A 20,312-nucleotide genomic window follows, 5' to 3' on the forward strand; every position below is an offset into this window, starting at 1 on the left:
CCAAATTCATTCACTCGCTACAAAACCGTATCGGTGTTCATGCCGTAAGTGCTGTTGAAGATTGCCCTCCAAACGAAAAGTCTTTCTGCTGAAGTCGCTATTTGAAGTCATATGCGATCCCCGCACGTTTCCACCCAGCGGGAGCTTTGGCGCGCTGAAATCTCGCCGTGGTACTAAGCAGCTTGGAACATCCACAAGCGTGAACTCAGGAAAGGATGACGACCGTCATCCCTTTAGCTGGCCAGGGTACCTCTACTCAGTTGGTCTGCCAGCACCGGCTTCCAACCGGCCTGACGGACATGCCGATTGGGCGATCGGTACGTCAGGTAGGCTTTGCGTCTGACACTCCAGCGAACTGGTCGTCGGTGCTAGGAGGTGTCGCACGCGACTTTCCAACTGCCAGTAGCTCCAGAATAATGCGCCGGACGTTCACAAGTTTAAGGCATTATTCGCGTCAGCGTTCCACGGAGCTGATACTCACCGGCACAGCTCGTTCGTCCTTGGCCGCCCGCGTTACGACATACGTCACGTATTTTTCCACGCCAAACGCCGTGCTCAGGAAGGTCTCCACTATTTCGTTGTATTTTTGCATATTTATTACAACAAACTTGAGGTGATAGTCGAACGATCCAGTTACTTCGTAGCATTCCACAATTTGTGGAATCTCGAGCACGTGGCGTTCAAAGGCGGCATAGATCTCGCGGCTACTTCGTGACAGAGTCACGTGTGCGAGTAAAACCTGGACGGTCTGGAGCTTTTCAATCGCTATTTCTGCCGTGTAGCGCCGAATTATGCCCGCTTTCTCAAGCTTTTTCACGCGTTGCCAGCAGGGTGAAACCGAAACCCCAACGATCTCGGCGAGCTGCTTTACTGGAAGACGACCATCGGTCTGAAGTGCCTCAAGTATCCGGAAGTCGATTCGATCGATATTTATCATTCTGCATTCTATTCAGGGAGTGACGCCAAGGGAATGGCCAAACGTTTTCGTTGGACCGAGGCTTAAGCTATAGCGACACGATTTGCAAAGACGGCATTGGGTCAGGAGATCGTGGAACTCTAAACCATCACAGCTTCCCGCGCTTGGAGCATTGCCTTCCAGGTCTAAGCGCTTTTACTGCCTCCCCGCGTCGATACGGCCACACGCTGTTGCATTTGTCGTGGGGGCCTCAGCTGACGGGGCCGCGCGGACCGATAGCCTCAAGTAGCGTTCTCATTAAGCCGGCATGTGGCGGCCAGGTTGAAATGTCCTGGCGCAAAGTAGAAATATTACTTTTGTCTGCCACACGGCACGACGACCAGCACCGATCTGACCGGCTGGTCCGGGTTGGAAGGGCAGATCGGGGCGGGTGGATTGGCCACTGATCGGCTTTAGCTTTCACAGCCCGATCAGTAGATCATTCTGCGGCATCGAGGTTAGAGAGCTACTGTCTCCGCCGAGCAATGACCGCCGGATCGTTCATGAAATCCGTCCGCTTGCCCGGTTTGCGTCCTCGCGGGGTGTAGCCATTCTTCTCGCTGCTGGTCTTGACCTTCGGCGACGGCGACTGAATCCTGGCGCGCCTTGATACAGGCCAGCACATCAGAAAGCCGCTTGTTCTCGGTGATCGCCGCATGCGTCACCCGCTGGTCCTTCTCGAACACCCGGTAGGGCAGGGAATGCCCTTTCCAGCGCACATCCAGCCTGCCGTCGGCAAGAGCGTAGGTCTCGACATAGGGACCGACCAGTCCGCGCGTCACCTGGTTCTCTTCCTAACGCTCCATGAACGGAGGCAGGAAAGCGTTGCCGTCGTCCCAGCGCTGTTGGGTCATGACAAACTCCTCCTTTGTCCGATGGAATGGGCTGCAAGCAGCCACTCCATGCTGACGCAGTCGGAGCTTGTTGTGGACACATGACCAGCGCGACAGACGACGCGATCAACACCACGCCGGCGGCACACACCCTCCTTGCCGCTCCGCGATCGCGGAGCGGGTTAGTCCAATGCCGCTAATTCCGAGCTCGGAATTAGAGACACTCGTTTGCCGTTGGCACACTCACGCGCTGGTACAGGCTCGGCCTCGATCCTCAGACGAAGCTTCTTGCGCTCTCGACTTTCATGGGGCACGGCGACTTCAGTTCCACTGCGGTGTATCTGACGCCGACCCCGGAGCTTCTCGAACACGCCAACCGACGCTTCCGTGCCTTTGCCGCGGCAACGCTCGCGGAGGATCGGTCATGACCCTCTCCCTCGGTACACTGGTCCGGTCATTTTTTGCTGATCATCTCCCGGTTCAGAAGGGGCTGCGGCTCGGTTCGATCCGCAGTTATCGTGACACGATCCGCCTGTTCCTGTGCTTCGTGGCCGAGCAGCGTGGCCGCAGAATTACTGCACTGGCCCTTGATGACCTGACGTTGGAACGGAGTCTGGCATTCCTGAAGCACCTGGAACAAGAACGGGGCAACTCGGTGCGTACTCGCAATCAACGTCGCGCTGCACTGAACACCTTCTTTGCCTACCTCGCTGTGCGTGCACCCGAAATGCTGGCCGTTTGTCAGCAAGTCGCGGCAATTCCCGTCAAGCGCACATCACTGCCCGACACGCACTTCCTGGAGCGGGAGGAGGTAGCGGCCTTGTTTCGTTCGCTGCCTCGGCAAGGGCATCTCGCGCTACGCGACCACACACTATTGCTCTTCCTCTACAACACGGACGCCAGGGTACAGGAAGTTGCGGATCTTCGTATCGTGCGCGGCGACAATCAAGGGTTCTTCCGCATATTTGGTGCAGGTTGCGGGATTCACGGACGGTGCGAATAAGTTCATAGAGTCGGAATCGCAGTCGACGCCGTGATTTGCCCGTGCTCCATGCCTTCCGTTTGCTGATTTCGCCCGAACTTTCGATTGTCCAGATTTTCCCGCAGGCTGACAGGGTTGTGCTTGTTGCCCGGCCGAAGGCGATGGAATCGTGCTGTCCATGTTGCGGCCGCCGGACGCGTCGCGTCCACAGTCACTACATGCGCCGGTTGGCCGATCTGCCGTGGCAGGGGCGGATTGTCGAATCCGGCTTCACGCACGACGGTTTCGATGCGCCGATCCACAATGCCCGCGCCGGATCTTCACCGAGAGGCTTCCCGAGACGGTTCAACCGAAGGCTCGACGCACGGTTCGGCTCGGCGAAAGCCAGCTGGCGATCGGCTTCGCGGCAGGTGGCGAGCCGGGCTCACGCCTGTCGGACAGGCTCGCCATGCCGGCGAGCGGCGACACGCTGTTGCGGATGATCCGCGCGGCTGGGTTCGAGCCGCCGCAAGCGCCGCGTGTGGTCGGCATCGACGACTGGGCCTGGCGCAAGGGGCAGCGCTACGGAACGATCATCTGCGATCTTGAGCGTAATCGCGTCCTCGATCTATTGCCGGATCGAAATGCCGACACGGTCGCATCATGGCTGGAACGCCATCCTGGCATCGAGATCATCGCGCGCGATCGTGCCGGCGTCTATGCCGAGGGCGCCCGTCGCGGTGCGCCCGATGCAACCCAGGTCGCCGACCGCTGGCATCTTCTCCAGACCTGGGCGAAGCGTTGCGTTTGGCCGTCGGCCGCCATCGAAAAGCTGTCAGCGCCGCGGGGAAGGCCATGACGTCCGAGATGGCCGGAAACGACGACGCCAAGCTATCCCCGAAACTTGATTGCCTGCGCCGGTCGAGGCGCAACCAGCGCAGTGAGCTCTATGCTGAAATCCTTCAGTTGCGGGAGACCGGTCTATCGCCGCGACAGATCGCGCCCCAGATTGGCCTGAACGTGAGAACTGTCAACGCTGGCTTGCAGCGGGCGGTGAGCCCGAGCACCGGCGGCCGCCCTCGCGCTCCGTCCTCATGGATCCTTTTCGAGACTATCTCGAAAAGCGCTGGGAGGAAGGCCAGCACAACGGGCTGCAGCTGTGGACCGAAATCAAGCACCGTGGCTTTGAAGGCAGTAGGGCGACCGTCTACAGATGGACCGCCGCCCGTAAGGAGCGGCCACCGACCGCGCCACCAAATTCGCGGTGGCGGCCGCCATCGCGCCGGAATTGCGCATGGCTCCTGAGCGAAGACCCGACATCTCTCGATGAGCAGACCGAGCGGTTCCTTCACCATCTCCATGAAAATGCGCCGGAGCTTTCGATCGCGGGCGAACTCGCCCGCCGTTTTGCTGCAGTGATACGCGGCGATGATGATGCCGGCCTCGAGCAATGGATCGCCGATGCCACGGGCAGTGAGCTGGCCTCCCTTGCAGCAGGCATCGGCCGTGACATTGAGGCTGTCCGGGCGGCAATCACCCAGCCCTGGAGCACGAGCCCGGTCGAAGGTCAGATCGACCGCCTCAAGACGATCAAGCGCCAGATCTACGGGCGCGCCGCCTATCCACTCCTCCGGAGCCGACTGCTGGCAGCCGCTTGACCCACCCGGAAAAGGGACACCCAAAAAAGTAGTTCCTGCACCAAATATGCGGAAGAACCCAATTAAAGTGATTGTCGCAAGGCCTCCCCCTTGTCAAATGACAATTATAAAGATAGACGTCCTATCGCTACTCGGCGACGGTCCAATTATGCTAGTTTAATTGTCGCTAGACGGACATCATAATTGTCGCGTTGCAGGCACCAGCATGGCATGGCGCGATCACTGCCGCGCAGCCAAGAAGCGGGCTCGCAAAATCCAGTTCACGCGCGGTCGACCCAACCGGGTCCAACTCTACCGCGAGCTGATCGCAATCACCCGTGCGACCTTGGCCTATCTGGAGCAGGCGAGCGAGCGTTTGGCCGTGGCGAGCACACCGTCCATAGCCCTGTGGCCCCATAGCCCTGTGGCCGATCCAGGTTCGCCATTATCGGCCGGTGGTCGAACGGATCATCAGACAGAGCGAGCGGCGGGTGTTGGCCGGCGAGCCGGTGCCCGCCGGCGAGAAGTTGGTCAGCCTGTTCGATGAGCATGCCGATATCATCGTCAAAGGCAGCCGCGATACCGAATACGGCCACAAGATCCTATGAGGAGGGTGGATAGCGACCTGCGCTGTGGCAAAGGTGAGGTTGCAAAACCCTAGACACCCTACCTTGGAGGCCGAGCATGCCCGTTGCAGCACACCGACCCGATGCGTTGACCGCCATCCGCACTGATCTTGGCGCAATTTTCGTCTCGTTGGAACTCAGCCGCTCGAAATGGCTGATCACCTCGCTGTCGCCGGGCGCTGGCGAGAAGATGTCGAAACACGCAGTGGCGGCCGGCGACGTGGCCGGCATGCTGGCGCGGTTTGCCGAGCTCAACCGGAAGGCCGAGGCGCGGACCGGGAAATGCTTTCCGATCATCGTCGTCCAAGAGGCTGGGCTCGACGGCTTTTGGATCCACAGGGTGCTGCAGGCCGAAGGAATCGAAAGCCACGTCGTCGATCCGGCCTCGATTGCCACCTCACGCCGGCGGCGTCAGGCAAAGACCGACAAGATCGACGGCGAGGCGCTGGTGCGCGCGCTGCTTGCCTATAAGAGGGGCGAGCCGCGCGTCTGCGCCATGCTGCGGGTGCCCACCCCCGAGGAAGAGGACCGCCGCCGCCTCTCGCGTGAGCGCAAGGCCTTGACGAACGAGCGGACCCGCCATGTCAACCGCATCAAAGGCCTGCTGTTTGCACAGGGTGTCTCCGGCTACGAGCCGTTGCGGCGCGATCGGCGCAGGTGCCTTGAGGCGCTGAAGACCGGCGACGGGCGTCCGCTGCCGGACCATCTGAAGCAGCAGATTGATCGCGAACTCGAACGGCTGGAGCTGCTGATGGAACAGATCAAGGCGGTCGAGGCCGAGCGCGACGCCATGCTTGCGACCGAGCAGAGTGCCTCGCCAGCCCCGGCCATGCTGCTCGACCTGAAGGGCATCGGGCAGGAGTTTGCCGCCGTGCTGTGGACGGAGGGCCTGTCGCGGCACTACGACAACCGACGACAGCTGGCCGCCTACGCCGGGCTGGCGGCGACCCCCTGGCAAAGCGGCTCCGTCTCACACGACCAGGGCGTTTCGAAATCCGGCAATCCAAGGCTGCGAACTACGCTGATCCAGCTCGCGTGGCTATGGCTGCGCCATCAATCGCAATCGGCGCTCTCCTTGTGGTTCAAGGAGCGGGTGAAGCAGAACGGCGGGCGCCTCAAGAAGGCGACGATTGTGGCGCTCGCCCGCAAGCTACTCGTGGCGCTGTGGAAATACGTCAACGCCGGCATCATCATCGAGGGGGCGGTCATGAAGAGCGCCTGATGCCGATTGCCGCTCACCCATGGAATGTGAACTAAGCACTTCTTCCAGGGCCTGATCAGTCCTGGCGGATCCAGGTGGACGAACCGAAGGTTGGGATGGCCTGAAATGCCTCCGCCACAAGAATGGTCCCGTCCTCCTGAGCCTGAGCCCGTACCCGCCGCAAGCGGGATGTTGGTGCCGCTGTTTCGAGCAGAGACCGTATATAAGTTGGATTGGGCTCGGATAAACGGGCCGCGTCATGCCATCGGGCTCAGACCATGGATTCCGCAACACATCCGAGAAGGTGAAGAAATGTTGCCCTGACACACCCGTTCCGTCTTTTCGAGGAAGAGATACGGGGGCTCCCGCCCGTCAGCTTGTTCGGGGCGCGCCATACCAGATCAGGCTGTCAGACCTGCTGAGCGAGGCGGTTCAGGCCGCGCTGAGGCGCAAAGACGCTCCTTGTCGCACAGATGAGACCGGTAATTTCTCTGGGGTTAGGCGGCGCGCAGAAGGGGCGGTTTAGGCTTGAAAAGAGAAGGCATGTTTGACACTGGCCGTCGAAACGGCGCAGCAAGAAGGCGAGTTCTCGATCGCAAGGCTTCATAGTCTCGGGTTGCAGCCTCTGTATCGATAAGCGGCGCAAAGGCGCCGACCATGCCCGGATAGCACTCCCGACACAGCAGCCAGCGCGGATTGCTAACCTCAACGGCGCCGAAGACGCTTCGGATCCGATGCGTTGTGTAGTCCTTAACCGGTCTGAATGTGTGGCAGTCCGGGCAAACCCGACGGAAAGCGCGTAGGCCTCTGCCTCCTGGTTCACGACCGCGCTCTGCAGCGCCGCCATAACTTTCTTGCCCTCTTCGATCGAGAAGCCGATTTCACCGTCGAACAAGCGCTCCCAGCTCTTGCCAACCCGGACTTGCCCACGACAGACGTTGCCGAATTCGTTCTTCCCCTCGATCATGCTCGTCCACTGTACCGCGACCGTCGCCTCGTTGAACCAAAACGACGGTCAAGTCAAGGACCGGTCGAGCCTAACAACCGGTATTCGACCCCAGAGAAATTACCGGTCTCCATTGCGGATGCCGGCCAAGACCGATGTCGTGGGGTGCCGCGACTATGCGATGATTCTCGCGTTGGCGAGGCTGGGATTGCGATCGAGTTTCCCTTGCAGGCCTTGAACCAGGGATCTTCAATCTGGCAGGCAGGAGCTGATCCGGGCATGGATCAAGGCGACCGACACCTACTGTCCGGTTTGTCGACTGCGGGACACAATGGTCCTGGCCATGGTCCTGACCAAGCTGATGCTGCTCTCCGGTTAAGTCATTGAACCAAAAATAAGAAAAGAAGTTCTAACGCTCCGTCAGCACCATTGGCACGACTTTTGAAGCTCCTTCTTCGTGAAGCGGCGGCCGCTCCCGACTTCATGTCGCTAGTGGCAACGGTCAATAAAGATCCATCGCCAGTACACGTTATTTAGTGGAGCTATCTCTATGGCAGAAGATCACCCTGGCACGGCCGCAGTGGCGACAGGCAACAAATATGAAATCATCGGCTCGGACGTCCCTGAAGAAACGTTATTCAACGGCGACCTCTTGGTGGCGTCCCTGTCGGAATCACCGCGTAGGGTGAACTCCGTATATTATTATGACGATACAGGCTCATTGTTGTTTGAACGGCTCTGTGCCGAAAAAACCTACTACTTGTTCAGAACAGAAAGAGATATTCTGGCAGAATGCGCAAAGACGATTGCCGGAATAACAGGTTCTGCCTTTCTCGTTGAACTTGGGTCGGGGAACGCCGAGAAAACAACTCTACTGATTGAAGCTTATGCAAGGTCGCATGGCCTGACCTCTTACGCCGCCGTCGACATCAATCGCTCGATTTTGGAGAGAGCGGCTGAAAACATTCTATCAGTGTCGCCGGATTTGAATTTCTTGGGAGTTGTCGGGACCTACCAAACCGGACTCGCAGAGGTTAAGAACCTCGCTGGTCCAAAGCTTTTAATTTGTCTCGGCAGCACTATCGGGAATATGCACGACGACGAGTTGGATAATCTGCTCCTATCGGCTCGCTCGTCCTTAACCCACGGCGATTATTTCTTAGTCGGGATAGATTTGGACAAAGAAACAAAAATGCTGGAAGCAGCATACAATAATCAAACTGCAATCCTTGCTAACCTATGCGTTCTACAGCATTTGAATTGGCGTTTCGGCGCAGATTTTCAAATATTCCAGTTTAGGCATGTATCAATTCATAACAAACAGCTATGTCGAATGGAGAGCTACTTAGAATCCACGATCGATCAAGTAATAAATATTAAGAAACTGCAATTCTCGTTCCGTTTAGAGAGAGGTGAATTGATTCTGACCGAGATCATGAAGAAGACAGAAATATGCGAGTTTAGTAATATGCTAAGCCGATATGGGTTTCGACGAGTACAGCATTGGACTGATTTGCAAAAGGGGTATGCATTGATGTTGTTTAGGCTTGTGTATAGCTGATTAATAAACTTTTCAAACAATTCCGAGTAGAACTCGGATGAATAACGGCGAGAATCGGTACTCGTCGCCAACCAGATTCAGCCGAAGGTGCCGAACGCAGCCAACATGGATGAGGCCGAGCATGACGTGCTCGCCTACATGAGCTTCCCAAGGAGCATCGTGTCAAGCTGCACAGCATAGACCCGATCGAGCGGCTCAACGGCTGCTTGAGCAGAGTGATGTGTATGGACCGCTCCCTGTTTGCAAGGCGAAATTGAACATAACGGCAGACACGGTGCTTGCGGTCGTGTATCCGGCCTGTTTATGCGAGCCCCTCGGCCGCAGGCCCTGATGGTATTCGCGGATCGGCGGCCAGACAAATGGACGAGCTCACTGGCTCGCATCGTTTCATGGGCCTTTGCCGAACCCGGCCGGTTTGCCATCACATTCGATTACCCTCGCAATAAGGTTTGACACATTGCGGTTGCGTCGTGACCCAGAGTGACTAGCTCGCGAGCCCAGTGGTGAGCGCTCGAGCATGCTTCCATCGCAATCAGGCAAGGCGGCAGCTTGGCGAAATAGGCGAGCAACTCGCTTCGCCGAAGGCGATGGCGAAGAACGGTTTGGCCGGCGTCATCAACACCGTGAGCTTGAAAGACGGTCTTCGCAAGATCAAGGCCAACGGTAACAACAGGCATGGAAACGCTCCTTGCCGCGCCGCACGGCGACCAATGCCGTCAGCTACACTTGGATGGGGCGATGATCTTGCTCCTGGTTCGTTCCTCATCTCCTCGTTCGCTCGATTGGCGACCATCTCCTCGTGCCGACCTGGCTTCAAACTGGCCGGCGCGCGCAGTGACGGTCAAGGGTGGCTGCAGGCCATCGCGAAGCGACTGTCCTTGACGGTCACGAGCACGGGCGGCCGGCTTTGCCGGGACGGGTGAGCCCGTTTCCGGCGGGCCAAATGCCGACGACAGATTTCCGAGGCGAGCTCGCCGAGCCAGGCGCGAAGGTCGCGCGGCAGACTTGTATGCGGTAGATCGCAGTGGATCTGACCATGATGCAGCATGCGCATCGGTGGCGAAGCTCCGGGGCGGCGGGGCCCATTCTACGTCGGCGGTCCGAAGGACCATGTGTAGCTTCGGGTTGCCACCACCTCGGATCGCCATCGGCAGCCCCCCGCTGCGGGCCCGCCAATTGGGGTGTCCCTTGTTTTCCCTCTTCCCACGCAATCAGCAGCCTGCGCGCCAGCGCCACGATCATCGTCTTGCGCGCGGTTTTGTGGCCGTCGGTCGTGTGCCTGGAACCATCGGGCGAGGTCGCTGGCCGCACCATCAATCTTGTCGGTGCCGATCTCCATCGCTGCAGCTTAACACAGACCGCACCCGCCGCGGCCCAGACCGGAGGGATACAAAGGGCGTCGGTGACGCGAAAGTCGACAATTGCGGGGCGGCTGCCGCCGAGACTTGCTCGACGGCAGCCTGCTTTGGGAGGCAAAAGCGGCTGTGCGGACGGTGATGACCTTCTTGGCTGCGGATTCCGACGTGAAGCCGGCCGCCATTCCGATCAAACACCGGCCACCATTCCGGTATGAAGCCGGCCACCATTCCAACCAAAGACCGGTCGGTTTTCGGCACTGAAGATTACCTCCTGGGTCAGCAACTTTGGCATCAATTGCCTCGCGATGAACGAGGACATTTTAATGCCGGCAAAGAGAAGGCTGACCATGAGACCGTTGAGACAAATGCTTCGGCTTGCCGGAAGCGGGACCAGCTCCCGCGAGATTGCGGTCGTGCTGGGAATAGCACGCAGTACGGTGCAGGATAATCTGCAGCGCGCGGCGACAATCAAGGGTTCTTCCGCATATTTGGTGCAGGTTGCGGGATTCACGGACGGTGCGAATAAGTTCATAGAGTCGGAATCGCAGTCGACGCCGTGATTTGCCCGTGCTCCATGCCTTCCGTTTGCTGATTTCGCCCGAACTTTCGATTGTCCAGATTTTCCCGCAGGCTGACAGGGTTGTGCTTGTTGCCCGGCCGAAGGCGATGGAATCGTGCTGTCCATGTTGCGGCCGCCGGACGCGTCGCGTCCACAGTCACTACATGCGCCGGTTGGCCGATCTGCCGTGGCAGGGGCGGATTGTCGAATCCGGCTTCACGCACGACGGTTTCGATGCGCCGATCCACAATGCCCGCGCCGGATCTTCACCGAGAGGCTTCCCGAGACGGTTCAACCGAAGGCTCGACGCACGGTTCGGCTCGGCGAAAGCCAGCTGGCGATCGGCTTCGCGGCAGGTGGCGAGCCGGGCTCACGCCTGTCGGACAGGCTCGCCATGCCGGCGAGCGGCGACACGCTGTTGCGGATGATCCGCGCGGCTGGGTTCGAGCCGCCGCAAGCGCCGCGTGTGGTCGGCATCGACGACTGGGCCTGGCGCAAGGGGCAGCGCTACGGAACGATCATCTGCGATCTTGAGCGTAATCGCGTCCTCGATCTATTGCCGGATCGAAATGCCGACACGGTCGCATCATGGCTGGAACGCCATCCTGGCATCGAGATCATCGCGCGCGATCGTGCCGGCGTCTATGCCGAGGGCGCCCGTCGCGGTGCGCCCGATGCAACCCAGGTCGCCGACCGCTGGCATCTTCTCCAGACCTGGGCGAAGCGTTGCGTTTGGCCGTCGGCCGCCATCGAAAAGCTGTCAGCGCCGCGGGGAAGGCCATGACGTCCGAGATGGCCGGAAACGACGACGCCAAGCTATCCCCGAAACTTGATTGCCTGCGCCGGTCGAGGCGCAACCAGCGCAGTGAGCTCTATGCTGAAATCCTTCAGTTGCGGGAGACCGGTCTATCGCCGCGACAGATCGCGCCCCAGATTGGCCTGAACGTGAGAACTGTCAACGCTGGCTTGCAGCGGGCGGTGAGCCCGAGCACCGGCGGCCGCCCTCGCGCTCCGTCCTCATGGATCCTTTTCGAGACTATCTCGAAAAGCGCTGGGAGGAAGGCCAGCACAACGGGCTGCAGCTGTGGACCGAAATCAAGCACCGTGGCTTTGAAGGCAGTAGGGCGACCGTCTACAGATGGACCGCCGCCCGTAAGGAGCGGCCACCGACCGCGCCACCAAATTCGCGGTGGCGGCCGCCATCGCGCCGGAATTGCGCATGGCTCCTGAGCGAAGACCCGACATCTCTCGATGAGCAGACCGAGCGGTTCCTTCACCATCTCCATGAAAATGCGCCGGAGCTTTCGATCGCGGGCGAACTCGCCCGCCGTTTTGCTGCAGTGATACGCGGCGATGATGATGCCGGCCTCGAGCAATGGATCGCCGATGCCACGGGCAGTGAGCTGGCCTCCCTTGCAGCAGGCATCGGCCGTGACATTGAGGCTGTCCGGGCGGCAATCACCCAGCCCTGGAGCACGAGCCCGGTCGAAGGTCAGATCGACCGCCTCAAGACGATCAAGCGCCAGATGTACGGGCGCGCCGCCTATCCACTCCTCCGGAGCCGACTGCTGGCAGCCGCTTGACCCACCCGGAAAAGGGACACCCAAGAAAGTAGTTCCTGCACCAAATATGCGGAAGAACCTTTAATTGTCGCTGGATGTTAAACCGTTGCCTCATCTGATTTGCTCCCCGCATTTGTGTGGCAGGAGCAAATCAGATGAGGCAGGTCAGCATGGCGACGCGGGATGAGCTGGTGAGCGCGGTAACGGAGCGCTACGCCCGAAGCGAGCGGGCAGAGAAGTCGCGCATTCTCGATGAGTTCGTGGCGGTGAGCGGTTTTCACCGCAAGCATACGATGCGCCTATTGCGCAACGGACCGCAGGTGGGCCGTTCGGGGCCGCGGCCGGAACGGCGGCTTTATGACGATGCGGTTGGTGAAGCGCTGATCGTGCTGTGGGAGGCCTCGGACCGGATCTGTGGGAAGCGGCTGAAAGCGTTGGTGCCGATCCTGGTCGAGGCGATGGGGCGTCACGGCCATCTTCAGCTTGCGCCGGAAATCCGGACGCGGCTTTTGGCGACGAGTGCGGCAACGATCGACCGTGCGCTGCGCGCGGTCCGCGAGACCGCAGTTGGCGGCAAGCGGCGCCGGCCCGCGGCATCCTCGGCGCTGCGGCGGAGCATACCGATCCGCACCTTCTCCGACTGACAGGATCCAGCGCCCGGCTTTGTGGAGGCCGACCTGGTGGCGCACAGCGGCCCGGTGACGAGCGGCAGCTTTGTGCAGACGCTGGTTCTCACCGACGTTGCGAGCGGATGGACGGAATGCGCGCCGTTGCTGGTCCGCGAGCAGAAGCTGCTGAGCGAGGTGCTGGCGGAATTGCGGCGGCTGCTGCCGTCCGACCTTCTCGGCTTCGACACCGACAATGACAGCGTGTTTCCTGAACGAGACGGTGCGCGATTATTGTCAGGAGGCCGGTATCGCGTTCACGCGCTGCCGGCCGCACCGCAAGAATGATCAGGCTTTTGTCGAGCAGAAGAACGGTGCCGTGGTGCGCCGCATCGTCGGCAATCGCCGGCGGGAGGGGCTTGAAGCCGCCGCAGCCCTCGCACAGCTCTATGCGACGGTGCCGCTGTTCGTGAACTTCTTCCAGCCCTCCTTCAAGCTGGCCGCAAAGGAGCGGAACGGCGCTCGCGTGCCAAGCGTTGTCATCGCCCGGCGACGCCCTGCCAACGATTGCTGGCGGATCCGCGAACGCCGGAACCCGGTTCGCGCCGCACTCGCGCAAACATATGCGCGGCTGGACCCTGTCCGGTTGCTGAGCAAGATGCGGATGGCGCAGCAGCGCCTCGTCGACATCGCCGACAGGTCCGGCACGCCATCGGTTGTGGCGGCCGATCCGTCTCTCGACCGGTTCCTGTCGGGCCTGCGGACGCCTTGGAAGGAGGGTGAAATCCGCCCAACCGCGCAGGCCAAGCCGAAGCAAAAACGGGGCCGTCGGCGACCGGATTCCTTCGCCCTCGTCACCAAAGAACTGCAAGCGTGGTTTGACGAAGAGCCCTGGCGGACGAGCCGCGAATTGCTGGAGCGTCTGCAGGCGGAGCGTCCGGGGCAATATCCCGATCAGTTGCTGCGTACGTTGCAGCGCCGCTAAAAAGGCACACGCAATGGTGTTCGCGCGATGCAGTTCGAGCCGGCAATCGGGCCGATGACGATGAGGCAATACGGACGGACATCATAATTGTCGCGTTGCAGAAGCCGCCCCGGCGCATTTGAAAACCCAGCCGAATGCAGCCGCTGTCCTATTATCGGCATCGCGCAAAACTGTTGAGCAGGGCTAGATCGGGTATTTATTTGTCGAGCAGATCGAGGGTATCGATATGGGAAATTACGGCAGCGTCGTTGAGGGATGGCAGGGATTAACTGACGATGAGGCGATAGAAGCAGCGACCGAAAAGCATGGCAAGGACTTTACGACGTCAGTTGCTTATTGCGCCTTCGAAGCGTCTGGCGACCCTGACGATCCGGAATACCGATTCTGGTTCGATCTGTTTCTGAAACTTTCAAAAAGGACCATGTCGGGTGGGCTTAGTCTACGAACGACCCTGTCGGACTGAGGCTTATGACAGCAGATTCTCTCTCGGACAGCACCGACCGCAATGGCTACCGCCACTACAAGAGCGACCCAGCTATCTGCCGCGACTGCCCACTGCTCGCCTCCTGCACCACCAATGCCAAGGCCCAGCGAACCATCATCCGCCATGTCTGGGCCGATGCGAAGGAGCGCACCGACGCCAACCGGCTCACCGCATGGGGCAAGGCCATCTACCGCCGCCGCAAGGAGACCGTCGAGCGCTCCTTCGCCGACGCCAAGCAACTGCACGGTCACCGCTATGCGCGGTTCCGAAGTCTCACCAGGGTCGCCTGCCAGTGCCTGCTCGCCGCCGCCGCCCAGAATATCAAAAAGATCGCCCTTTGCCTGTGGCCAAAGCCCAACCGGCCCGCGCATGAGGCTCAATGCCTCCTGCCAAAATCTCCTGACACAAACAGTCCAAGACACTTCAATCACATAACAAAACACCCCGCCGAAAATCGACGGAGTTTGTCAGCGGCCTGAGGCGGGGTTGTTCCCCGCCTCTTTAATATTCTGCGCAGCTTATTCCTGAGGACTGCTCCGCTCCGGAGCAAAGTACGCATCCGAGCAAGGCCGCCTTGTAGGCCTCGTGGGGGTTGCGCACTGACTGTCCTTGTTGACGTCAATAAGGACAGTGCGGAATGGAACGGCTTGAGATTATCGATAGCGGTCGGCGGCGACGCTTCAGCAGAGAGAAGAAGCTCCAGATTGTCGCTGAGAGTTATTCGGAACCTGGCTTGTGCGCGACGACGGCGCGGCGACATGGGATTTCTCGGTCGCAGCTCTATGAATGGCGGCGGCTGGCACGAGCATGGCAACTGGATGTCGCGTCGCCTGCCGGCGGCTTTATCCCAGCACTGCTTGTTCCAGAGGTAGAGCCGGCAGCAGGGTCATTGCCGCAGGCTGGCCGGATTGAGGTTGTCAGCGCAAATGGTCGCCATGTCATCGTGGACCGCGATGTCGACGTTGAGGCGCAGCTTCGGATCATGCGCGGACTGGAGACGTTGCGGTGAATCCGTTTCCGATGGGGACCGGGGTCAAGGTCTGGCTTTCGACGGGGTATACGGACATGCGCTGTGGCTTTCCCTCTCTGGCGCTTCGGGTGCAGGAGGTTTTGAAGCATGATCCTTTGTCAGGGCATCTCTTCGTCTTCAGGGGCCGCAGATCGAATATTTTGAAGATCATCTGGCATGATGGCCTGGGCGCGTGCCTTTTTACCCGTCGGCTGGAGAAGGGCCGGTTCATCTGGCCGAATGTGGAGGGCGGTGCTGTTGCGATCTCACCGGCGCAACTGTCTTATATTATTTGTTGTCCGGGATCGACTGGCGCAATCCGCAGGAAACCTGGCGTCCGACACGGGTCGGATAGCATTATTGCATTGAAAATATTGGGGCTGCACGAACTACTGCCCTGGCAATGGAAGCGCTTGCGCGAAGTCCCCAAGCCCGCCAATCAGCAGGCCGTCTGACCTTCACGCAACGCCATCATAGAGCGCGCTGCGAGCACGCGCGTGTACCAATCATGCGGCCTTTGTCGTATGCGTACGGAGCAAACCTCGATTGCCGAAATCGAGCTTCTGAAAATCAAGGTGCGACCTTCTTGCGGGTCCGCTTCGCCGGCTGCGGCTCTTTCGGCTTGCGGCCGAGTCCCATCGTCTTGGCCAATGCGGAGCGCGCCGCGGCATAGTTCGGCGCGACCATGGGATAATCCGTCGGCAGACCCCATGTGGCGCGATATTCGTCCGGTGTCAGTCCATAATGGGTCGACAGATGGCGCTTCAGCGATTTGAATTTCTTCCCGTCCTCAAGCGAGATGATGTAGTCCGGTGTCACCGACTTCTTGATCGGGACTGCAGGCTTGAAAGCCTCCGGCTTTGCTGCGGATACGCTGCTGGCCGTGCCCTTTAGTGCCGCATGCACCTGGCCGATCAGGGTGGGAAGATCGCCCACCGGGACCGGATTGTTGGAGACATAGGCTGAGACGACATCAGCGGTGAACTCCATGAGGGTGTCGATATTGTTGTCAGCTTCTTCTATCATGAAACTCTCCGGACGGTGTGAAACATAGTCAGCGAAGCGTTGCTTCATAGTGGCGGTGGCTGCTGAACGCAATGAATGTGTCGGCAATTTGTTGGAATGTTCGTCCGGCTATGGGGCTGCCTCCCGCCGTCGTGCACAAGTTTAGCGGCTCGCCGTTGGCGGTCCACGTCACCGGGTCAGAGTTGGCTTTGGCGATCCGATCCCTCCGTGCAATTTTTCAAAATGAAAGGGCTGCTGTACATCTTTCGCGCTGCCCATGAAGCGCTGAATGTCCCGCTACGAAGCCTCGCATCAAGGATGGAGTGACCAGGCTTCTGCGTGTGATCCAAATGGGCACCCATGATCTACTTGATCTGCGCCTTCCGCTTGGTTCCGCTACGAACAACTTGATAGGAAAAACGGGAAAAATGCCAAGTTCCGAGTCCGCCATTTTCAATGGCGACTTATATTAGGCGGATCCGGTTCCGCCATCAGGGACACCTGTCTGCGGCTCAATCTCGACATAGCGTCCGATGCGATTATCTCATCCATGAGATGATCGCGTCGCCGTAGGTTTCGGCAACCAGCGCAGTTGTGGCACGATGGCCTTCTGTTGCGCCGGCGTTAACTCGCCATCACCAAAAGACGTATCCCCAGTGGCCAATCGCGTGTATGTCGCAGCCAATATCGACAACTGCTTGCACGAACGCCGGGATGTCCTTTTCCGGCATCGTCTTCATGTCAACTTCTCGTCCAATGGGGCTTTCCACTGTCCGATGCCCATTTCAAATACTTCTAGCGCGGCGAGAGCACCCTTACGCCTTGATGTCCCGTGCCACGAACTTCTCACCCTCAGGTGCGATTTCCCATGGCTAGCCTTAGTCTAGGTCGTGACTTTGAGCTTCAACAATCGTGCCAACTGCGCCCGTAGAGCGTCAGCACAAATTATCCGCAAGTCTTTTCAATGGTTAAATTGCGTACAGCAGGACATCCGTTCTAACGCGGGTCGTGTGGCGAACTTGACAAAAACCGATAGCAGTTGTTGGTTTTCGACGCCATTCGAGGCTGTCGGTTATGATTCCTTCGCAATGTCATTCCCGACGTTCTAGCCTGCGGCTTTAGAACCCGCTGAGGGCGCGAGGTGCCGCTATAGTAAGACTGGTGTCGCGCGGCCGATCCGCCGTTACTGGCGCTGTTCCCGGACAGCCATGAAGACTATGTCAGTTGCGAAAGGCAGAGGCGATCCGCAAGATGGTGAGCGACAACGTGCCCACGAGCCGGCATCACGGGGCGCCCAGGCACGGCGACGCTCTTCTCGCCGTGCTTGTCCGCTGCCGGCACTGCGGCCGCAAGCTCACGGTGCGGTACACGGGCACCAAGCACAACATTCGGCGCTGCTGGCGGGGTCTGCTCGACAATGGCGAGCCGCGATGCATCGCCTTTGGCGGACTGCGCGTCGATGATGCGATTGAGGAAGCGCTCCTGGGAGTCGTGGAGCCGGGAGCGATTGCTGCCGCTGCCGAAAGCTGAGGCGCAAGTTGCCAATCGTCGTGACCAGGTCCGGGACGCCCTCAGTCGGGATCTTGAGGCTGCCCGCTACGCTGATGCTTGTTGCGGAACTCAAGACCCAACTCATTGTAATCCTGCGTGTCTTCTTCATGTTGACGATCCATCCCTCCCGGCGCAACAACACATGGACGCGACGGTAGCCGTAGCGAACTCGCGTCTCGCATATCTCCCGGATCCGTCGTTCGAGCGCGGCCTGCCCGGTGCGGCGAGATTTGTAATGATAGGTGGAGGTGTCGAACGTCAGCATCTTGCAAGCCCGCCTGATCGATATCCCCCAATCCGCCAGCATCCCGTCGACCAGCTTGCGCTTCCAGGCAGGCCTTAGACTTAGAGCCTGACTCGAAACTCGGTTACGCACGACGCGGAGCTGCCATGCGGCGAAGCATGAGGCGGATGGAGGCGATGAAGATCCACGCCTCGGCGCTGGCGATGGTCGCCTCGAAGGCTTGGCGAGCCGGCGACAACGTCCCAGCCAGGCGAAAGTTCGTTCGACGAACGTCTGTACAATGTTGCGTGGAACTGGTCATTTGCTTGGTGATTTTGGGCGGGCTGGGCCCTCGAGCGGGGGAACCCGGAAGATGATCTCGATGTCCGCGTCGTCGATTTCGACCCGGCGAACCACGGAGCGGATGATCTGGCGCATGCCGGTTCGATCAAGGCCGGCGAGCCCTGCTGTCACCTTGGCGGCGAAGTCTTCCAGACGGCTGATGAGGAGTGAGAGGTCGCGTTCGTTCTCGGCCACTTCGACCGCCGCCCGGTGCCGCTCCTGAAGCTGGGAGAGGCGTTGTTTCAGGCCAGCGATACGCGGTTCGAATTCCGCCTTGTCGATGACGCCCTCCGCCTAGCTGTCGATCAGCCGGCAGATGCCGCGCCGCAAGGTGGTCATCTGTCGTTCGAGGCGGATGGTCTTGATGTAGACTTCCTCGAACCATCCTGTCCGGCCGATTTGTGCCAGACCGGCCGCGTCGTGCCGGACGGCGCTGCCTGATTCATCGACATGGTCAGGTTGGGGAACTGCCGCCCGGAATGCGAGAGGCGCCACCCGCGATTACGCTCATTCAAGGAGGCTTTCCGACGCAATTCGCTCGTTCATTGTCGGAACCTTGACAAAATTGCGCCACGGCAAACAGACCGAGTCAGGCAACAAAAGCCAACGTATTGAATCACATTTGCTTTTTGGTTGGCATGGCTCTTGCGACTTAAGCGTTGACATTCGCCCAAACACGGACCCGTTTGATGTCGTTGCTGAGATTTTCGTTTGAAAGCTTGACCAACACGAGATCCTTCGACCGGTTATTGTTCGACGGCTCGATACAGCGAGGTTGTCGGCGATTTGGTCCTGCTGCGTGAGCCGGATCACCAGACTCTCGCTCAGTTCTACGGGTACGCGTTTTCCGTGGAATCTCTGTGAAACCTTCTCAGGCTTGGTCGATGGCTCGGGACAGCGACGGGTTGTCACGAGTTCAATCCATCAGAATGAACCGTGCGGCGTGGCTCCGAAACAGTCGAATTCCGTGACGGGAGTACGAGGAGGTCTCGACTAGTACGTATACAATGTGAACAAGAAAGCCAGACAGGAGAATATAATATGCCTGATTACTTCGCCTACAACGAGAATTGGTCTTCGATTTATGAACAATTTACCAGCATCCATGGTCGAGTAGCTGAAGCAGACGAGACTGCCGCATTTCTCGAGCGATATTGCAGTGGAGGGAGTGCTCTTGAACTTGGTATTGGCGACGGCCGCGTGGCAGTGCCGTTGAGCGACCGGGGCGTCAGGGTCGAAGGTATCGACAATTCTGATAATATGTTGAAACTTCTCGAGAAACGTACCGACCTGATCAAGACGTGGAATGGCGACATTGCCAATTTCAGATCGGATAAACGCTACAATTTGATATATTGCGCTTATAATACGTTCACAGTGCTCATCACCCGCGAAGCGCAGATAGGTTGTCTCCGGTCTTCCGCTGAGGCACTGCATGATGAGGGCACTTTGGTGCTAGAAATACCTGTGCCGGACATGGTTGGTTTCGTCAGCGGCCAGAAAACTACTACTACGTTCATGGATCACGAGAATACGTTTATCAATGCAGATGTACACGATCCGCTAAACCAGAACCTAGTCTCAACCCTCCTCTGGTTTTCTGGTACATCGGTCAGAAGTTTGCCGTATCGCTCTCGTTATGTTTATCATCAGGAACTCGATACGATGGCCGAATGTGTGGGATTGAAGCTAGCGGAACGGTGGGGAGATTGGGCTAGAGGTGCTTTCAACGAAGAATCCCGACGTCACATCTCGGTTTACCGCCGGGCCGGCCTTTAGTCCCGCACCTTTCGGCGGCCATTCGGTCGCCACCAGCACAAGGATGGGGTGTAACTTTTGATTACGGGCGGCAGCCCAGCTATCTTCAAATGTCCGAACGGTGCCTTTGAGCGCAGCCGTTGGCCCTTCA

Annotated in this window: 18 protein-coding genes and 10 pseudogenes; 19 read left to right on the plus strand and 9 right to left on the minus strand. The window is 59.1% G+C overall.

The features are described from left to right. Nucleotides 1-454: 454 nt before the first annotated feature. Together NKJ75_RS31220 and NKJ75_RS31225 are read right to left on the minus strand one after the other, a co-directional pair. On the minus strand, nucleotides 455-937 hold the full coding sequence (locus NKJ75_RS31220; protein ID WP_352500628.1) for an Lrp/AsnC family transcriptional regulator: 483 nt from the start codon (nucleotides 935-937) through the stop codon (nucleotides 455-457). 484 nt (nucleotides 938-1,421) lie between these two features. Then, nucleotides 1,422-1,749, minus strand: a pseudogene (locus tag NKJ75_RS31225) (ISNCY family transposase); the annotation flags it as partial. Nucleotides 1,750-2,212: 463 nt separating this feature from the next. Between NKJ75_RS31225 and NKJ75_RS31230 the strand changes: the two are divergent. The 8 genes and pseudogenes from NKJ75_RS31230 to NKJ75_RS31260 all read left to right on the plus strand — a co-directional run. Further along, the gene (locus tag NKJ75_RS31230; RefSeq protein ID WP_352500629.1) at nucleotides 2,213-2,791 is read left to right on the plus strand and encodes a tyrosine-type recombinase/integrase; all 579 of its coding nucleotides are present in this window, start codon (nucleotides 2,213-2,215) and stop codon (nucleotides 2,789-2,791) included. Between the two features lie 140 nt (nucleotides 2,792-2,931). Next, a pseudogene (locus NKJ75_RS32920) lies at nucleotides 2,932-2,985 on the plus strand (hypothetical protein); the annotation flags it as partial. Between the two features lie 26 nt (nucleotides 2,986-3,011). Further along, nucleotides 3,012-3,608 (plus strand): ISL3 family transposase, encoded by a 597-nt coding sequence (locus NKJ75_RS31235; RefSeq protein WP_502903948.1) that lies wholly within the window; start codon nucleotides 3,012-3,014, stop codon nucleotides 3,606-3,608. 235 nt (nucleotides 3,609-3,843) lie between these two features. After that, complete coding sequence (locus NKJ75_RS31240) at nucleotides 3,844-4,407, plus strand: transposase (RefSeq protein WP_352500630.1); 564 nt, start codon at nucleotides 3,844-3,846, stop codon at nucleotides 4,405-4,407. A gap of 205 nt (nucleotides 4,408-4,612) precedes the next feature. Next, nucleotides 4,613-4,988: pseudogene (locus tag NKJ75_RS31245) on the plus strand (ISNCY family transposase); the annotation flags it as partial. A gap of 82 nt (nucleotides 4,989-5,070) precedes the next feature. After that, on the plus strand, nucleotides 5,071-6,234 hold the full coding sequence (locus NKJ75_RS31250; RefSeq protein ID WP_352500631.1) for an IS110 family RNA-guided transposase: 1,164 nt from the start codon (nucleotides 5,071-5,073) through the stop codon (nucleotides 6,232-6,234). Between the two features lie 1,475 nt (nucleotides 6,235-7,709). Further along, on the plus strand, nucleotides 7,710-8,720 hold the full coding sequence (locus tag NKJ75_RS31255; RefSeq protein WP_352500632.1) for an L-histidine N(alpha)-methyltransferase: 1,011 nt from the start codon (nucleotides 7,710-7,712) through the stop codon (nucleotides 8,718-8,720). 60 nt (nucleotides 8,721-8,780) lie between these two features. Then, nucleotides 8,781-8,935, plus strand: a pseudogene (locus tag NKJ75_RS31260) (transposase); the annotation flags it as partial. Nucleotides 8,936-9,175: 240 nt separating this feature from the next. Here the strand turns inward: NKJ75_RS31260 and NKJ75_RS31265 are convergent. Beyond that, nucleotides 9,176-9,397 (minus strand): annotated as a pseudogene (locus tag NKJ75_RS31265) (IS110 family transposase); the annotation flags it as partial. 868 nt (nucleotides 9,398-10,265) lie between these two features. Further along, nucleotides 10,266-10,763: a hypothetical protein gene (locus NKJ75_RS31270; RefSeq protein WP_352500656.1), complete on the minus strand. Its 498-nt coding sequence runs from the start codon at nucleotides 10,761-10,763 to the stop codon at nucleotides 10,266-10,268. Between NKJ75_RS31270 and NKJ75_RS32925 the strand changes: the two are divergent. From NKJ75_RS32925 to tnpB, 8 genes and pseudogenes are all read left to right on the plus strand, one after another. Next, a pseudogene (locus tag NKJ75_RS32925) lies at nucleotides 10,745-10,798 on the plus strand (hypothetical protein); the annotation flags it as partial. The gene NKJ75_RS31270 and the pseudogene NKJ75_RS32925 overlap by 19 nt on opposite strands. Before the next feature lie 26 nt (nucleotides 10,799-10,824). Further along, nucleotides 10,825-11,421, plus strand: a complete 597-nt coding sequence (locus tag NKJ75_RS31275) for an ISL3 family transposase (protein ID WP_502903948.1) — start codon at nucleotides 10,825-10,827, stop codon at nucleotides 11,419-11,421. Between the two features lie 235 nt (nucleotides 11,422-11,656). Continuing rightward, the gene (locus NKJ75_RS31280; protein WP_352500633.1) at nucleotides 11,657-12,220 is read left to right on the plus strand and encodes a transposase; all 564 of its coding nucleotides are present in this window, start codon (nucleotides 11,657-11,659) and stop codon (nucleotides 12,218-12,220) included. Between the two features lie 134 nt (nucleotides 12,221-12,354). Continuing rightward, a pseudogene (locus tag NKJ75_RS31285) lies at nucleotides 12,355-13,786 on the plus strand (integrase catalytic domain-containing protein); the annotation flags it as partial. Between the two features lie 229 nt (nucleotides 13,787-14,015). Continuing rightward, on the plus strand, nucleotides 14,016-14,252 hold the full coding sequence (locus NKJ75_RS31290) for a Y4oE-related protein (protein ID WP_352500634.1): 237 nt from the start codon (nucleotides 14,016-14,018) through the stop codon (nucleotides 14,250-14,252). Between the two features lie 29 nt (nucleotides 14,253-14,281). Further along, nucleotides 14,282-14,752, plus strand: a pseudogene (locus tag NKJ75_RS31295) (transposase); the annotation flags it as partial. A gap of 158 nt (nucleotides 14,753-14,910) precedes the next feature. After that, the gene (gene tnpA, locus NKJ75_RS31300; protein ID WP_352500635.1) at nucleotides 14,911-15,282 is read left to right on the plus strand and encodes an IS66-like element accessory protein TnpA; all 372 of its coding nucleotides are present in this window, start codon (nucleotides 14,911-14,913) and stop codon (nucleotides 15,280-15,282) included. Beyond that, nucleotides 15,279-15,737, plus strand: coding sequence for an IS66 family insertion sequence element accessory protein TnpB (gene tnpB / locus NKJ75_RS31305; protein ID WP_352500636.1), 459 nt, complete (start codon nucleotides 15,279-15,281; stop codon nucleotides 15,735-15,737). Before tnpA ends, tnpB begins: the two co-directional genes overlap by 4 nt. A 115-nt stretch (nucleotides 15,738-15,852) precedes the next feature. Here tnpB and NKJ75_RS31310 read toward each other — a convergent pair whose 3' ends face one another. Both NKJ75_RS31310 and NKJ75_RS32930 read right to left on the minus strand, forming a co-directional pair. Then, nucleotides 15,853-16,308, minus strand: coding sequence for a Ros/MucR family transcriptional regulator (locus tag NKJ75_RS31310; protein WP_352500637.1), 456 nt, complete (start codon nucleotides 16,306-16,308; stop codon nucleotides 15,853-15,855). 614 nt (nucleotides 16,309-16,922) lie between these two features. Next, nucleotides 16,923-17,027, minus strand: coding sequence for a Y4lK-related protein (locus NKJ75_RS32930; RefSeq protein ID WP_502899981.1), 105 nt, complete (start codon nucleotides 17,025-17,027; stop codon nucleotides 16,923-16,925). A gap of 511 nt (nucleotides 17,028-17,538) precedes the next feature. On the opposite strand from NKJ75_RS32930, the gene NKJ75_RS31315 reads away from it, so the two are divergent. Continuing rightward, entirely contained in the window at nucleotides 17,539-17,817 is a 279-nt protein-coding gene (locus tag NKJ75_RS31315) for a recombinase zinc ribbon domain-containing protein (RefSeq protein WP_352500638.1), read from the plus strand. Between the two features lie 77 nt (nucleotides 17,818-17,894). Here NKJ75_RS31315 and NKJ75_RS31320 read toward each other — a convergent pair. From NKJ75_RS31320 to NKJ75_RS31330, 3 genes and pseudogenes are all read right to left on the minus strand, one after another. Next, nucleotides 17,895-18,184 (minus strand): annotated as a pseudogene (locus NKJ75_RS31320) (IS3 family transposase); the annotation flags it as partial. A gap of 22 nt (nucleotides 18,185-18,206) precedes the next feature. Beyond that, nucleotides 18,207-18,349: pseudogene (locus tag NKJ75_RS31325) on the minus strand (IS5/IS1182 family transposase); the annotation flags it as partial. 30 nt (nucleotides 18,350-18,379) lie between these two features. Then, nucleotides 18,380-18,598, minus strand: a complete 219-nt coding sequence (locus NKJ75_RS31330; protein WP_352500639.1) for a hypothetical protein — start codon at nucleotides 18,596-18,598, stop codon at nucleotides 18,380-18,382. A 42-nt stretch (nucleotides 18,599-18,640) separates the two neighbouring features. On the opposite strand from NKJ75_RS31330, the gene NKJ75_RS31335 reads away from it, so the two are divergent. Beyond that, nucleotides 18,641-18,844 (plus strand): hypothetical protein, encoded by a 204-nt coding sequence (locus NKJ75_RS31335; protein ID WP_352500640.1) that lies wholly within the window; start codon nucleotides 18,641-18,643, stop codon nucleotides 18,842-18,844. Nucleotides 18,845-19,444: 600 nt separating this feature from the next. Continuing rightward, nucleotides 19,445-20,182: a class I SAM-dependent DNA methyltransferase gene (locus NKJ75_RS31340; protein ID WP_352500641.1), complete on the plus strand. Its 738-nt coding sequence runs from the start codon at nucleotides 19,445-19,447 to the stop codon at nucleotides 20,180-20,182. Nucleotides 20,183-20,312: the final 130 nt, after the last annotated feature.

The sequence above is a fragment of the Mesorhizobium sp. M0058 genome, assembly GCF_040323095.1.
In the GTDB taxonomy this organism is placed as follows: domain Bacteria; phylum Pseudomonadota; class Alphaproteobacteria; order Rhizobiales; family Rhizobiaceae; genus Mesorhizobium.

What these genes read in the sequence shown, in the direction of transcription:
- NKJ75_RS31220 (WP_352500628.1), bottom strand. Translation starts at nt 937, where the DNA reads ATGATAAATATCGATCGAATCGACTTCCGGATACTTGAGGCACTTCAG.
- NKJ75_RS31230 (WP_352500629.1), top strand. Translation starts at nt 2,213, where the DNA reads ATGACCCTCTCCCTCGGTACACTGGTCCGGTCATTTTTTGCTGATCAT.
- NKJ75_RS31240 (WP_352500630.1), top strand. Translation starts at nt 3,844, where the DNA reads ATGGATCCTTTTCGAGACTATCTCGAAAAGCGCTGGGAGGAAGGCCAG.
- NKJ75_RS31250 (WP_352500631.1), top strand. Translation starts at nt 5,071, where the DNA reads ATGCCCGTTGCAGCACACCGACCCGATGCGTTGACCGCCATCCGCACT.
- NKJ75_RS31255 (WP_352500632.1), top strand. Translation starts at nt 7,710, where the DNA reads ATGGCAGAAGATCACCCTGGCACGGCCGCAGTGGCGACAGGCAACAAA.
- NKJ75_RS31270 (WP_352500656.1), bottom strand. Translation starts at nt 10,763, where the DNA reads ATGGACAGCACGATTCCATCGCCTTCGGCCGGGCAACAAGCACAACCC.
- NKJ75_RS31280 (WP_352500633.1), top strand. Translation starts at nt 11,657, where the DNA reads ATGGATCCTTTTCGAGACTATCTCGAAAAGCGCTGGGAGGAAGGCCAG.
- NKJ75_RS31290 (WP_352500634.1), top strand. Translation starts at nt 14,016, where the DNA reads ATGGGAAATTACGGCAGCGTCGTTGAGGGATGGCAGGGATTAACTGAC.
- tnpA (WP_352500635.1), top strand. Translation starts at nt 14,911, where the DNA reads ATGGAACGGCTTGAGATTATCGATAGCGGTCGGCGGCGACGCTTCAGC.
- NKJ75_RS31310 (WP_352500637.1), bottom strand. Translation starts at nt 16,308, where the DNA reads ATGATAGAAGAAGCTGACAACAATATCGACACCCTCATGGAGTTCACC.
- NKJ75_RS32930 (WP_502899981.1), bottom strand. Translation starts at nt 17,027, where the DNA reads ATGAAGACGATGCCGGAAAAGGACATCCCGGCGTTCGTGCAAGCAGTT.
- NKJ75_RS31315 (WP_352500638.1), top strand. Translation starts at nt 17,539, where the DNA reads ATGGTGAGCGACAACGTGCCCACGAGCCGGCATCACGGGGCGCCCAGG.
- NKJ75_RS31340 (WP_352500641.1), top strand. Translation starts at nt 19,445, where the DNA reads ATGCCTGATTACTTCGCCTACAACGAGAATTGGTCTTCGATTTATGAA.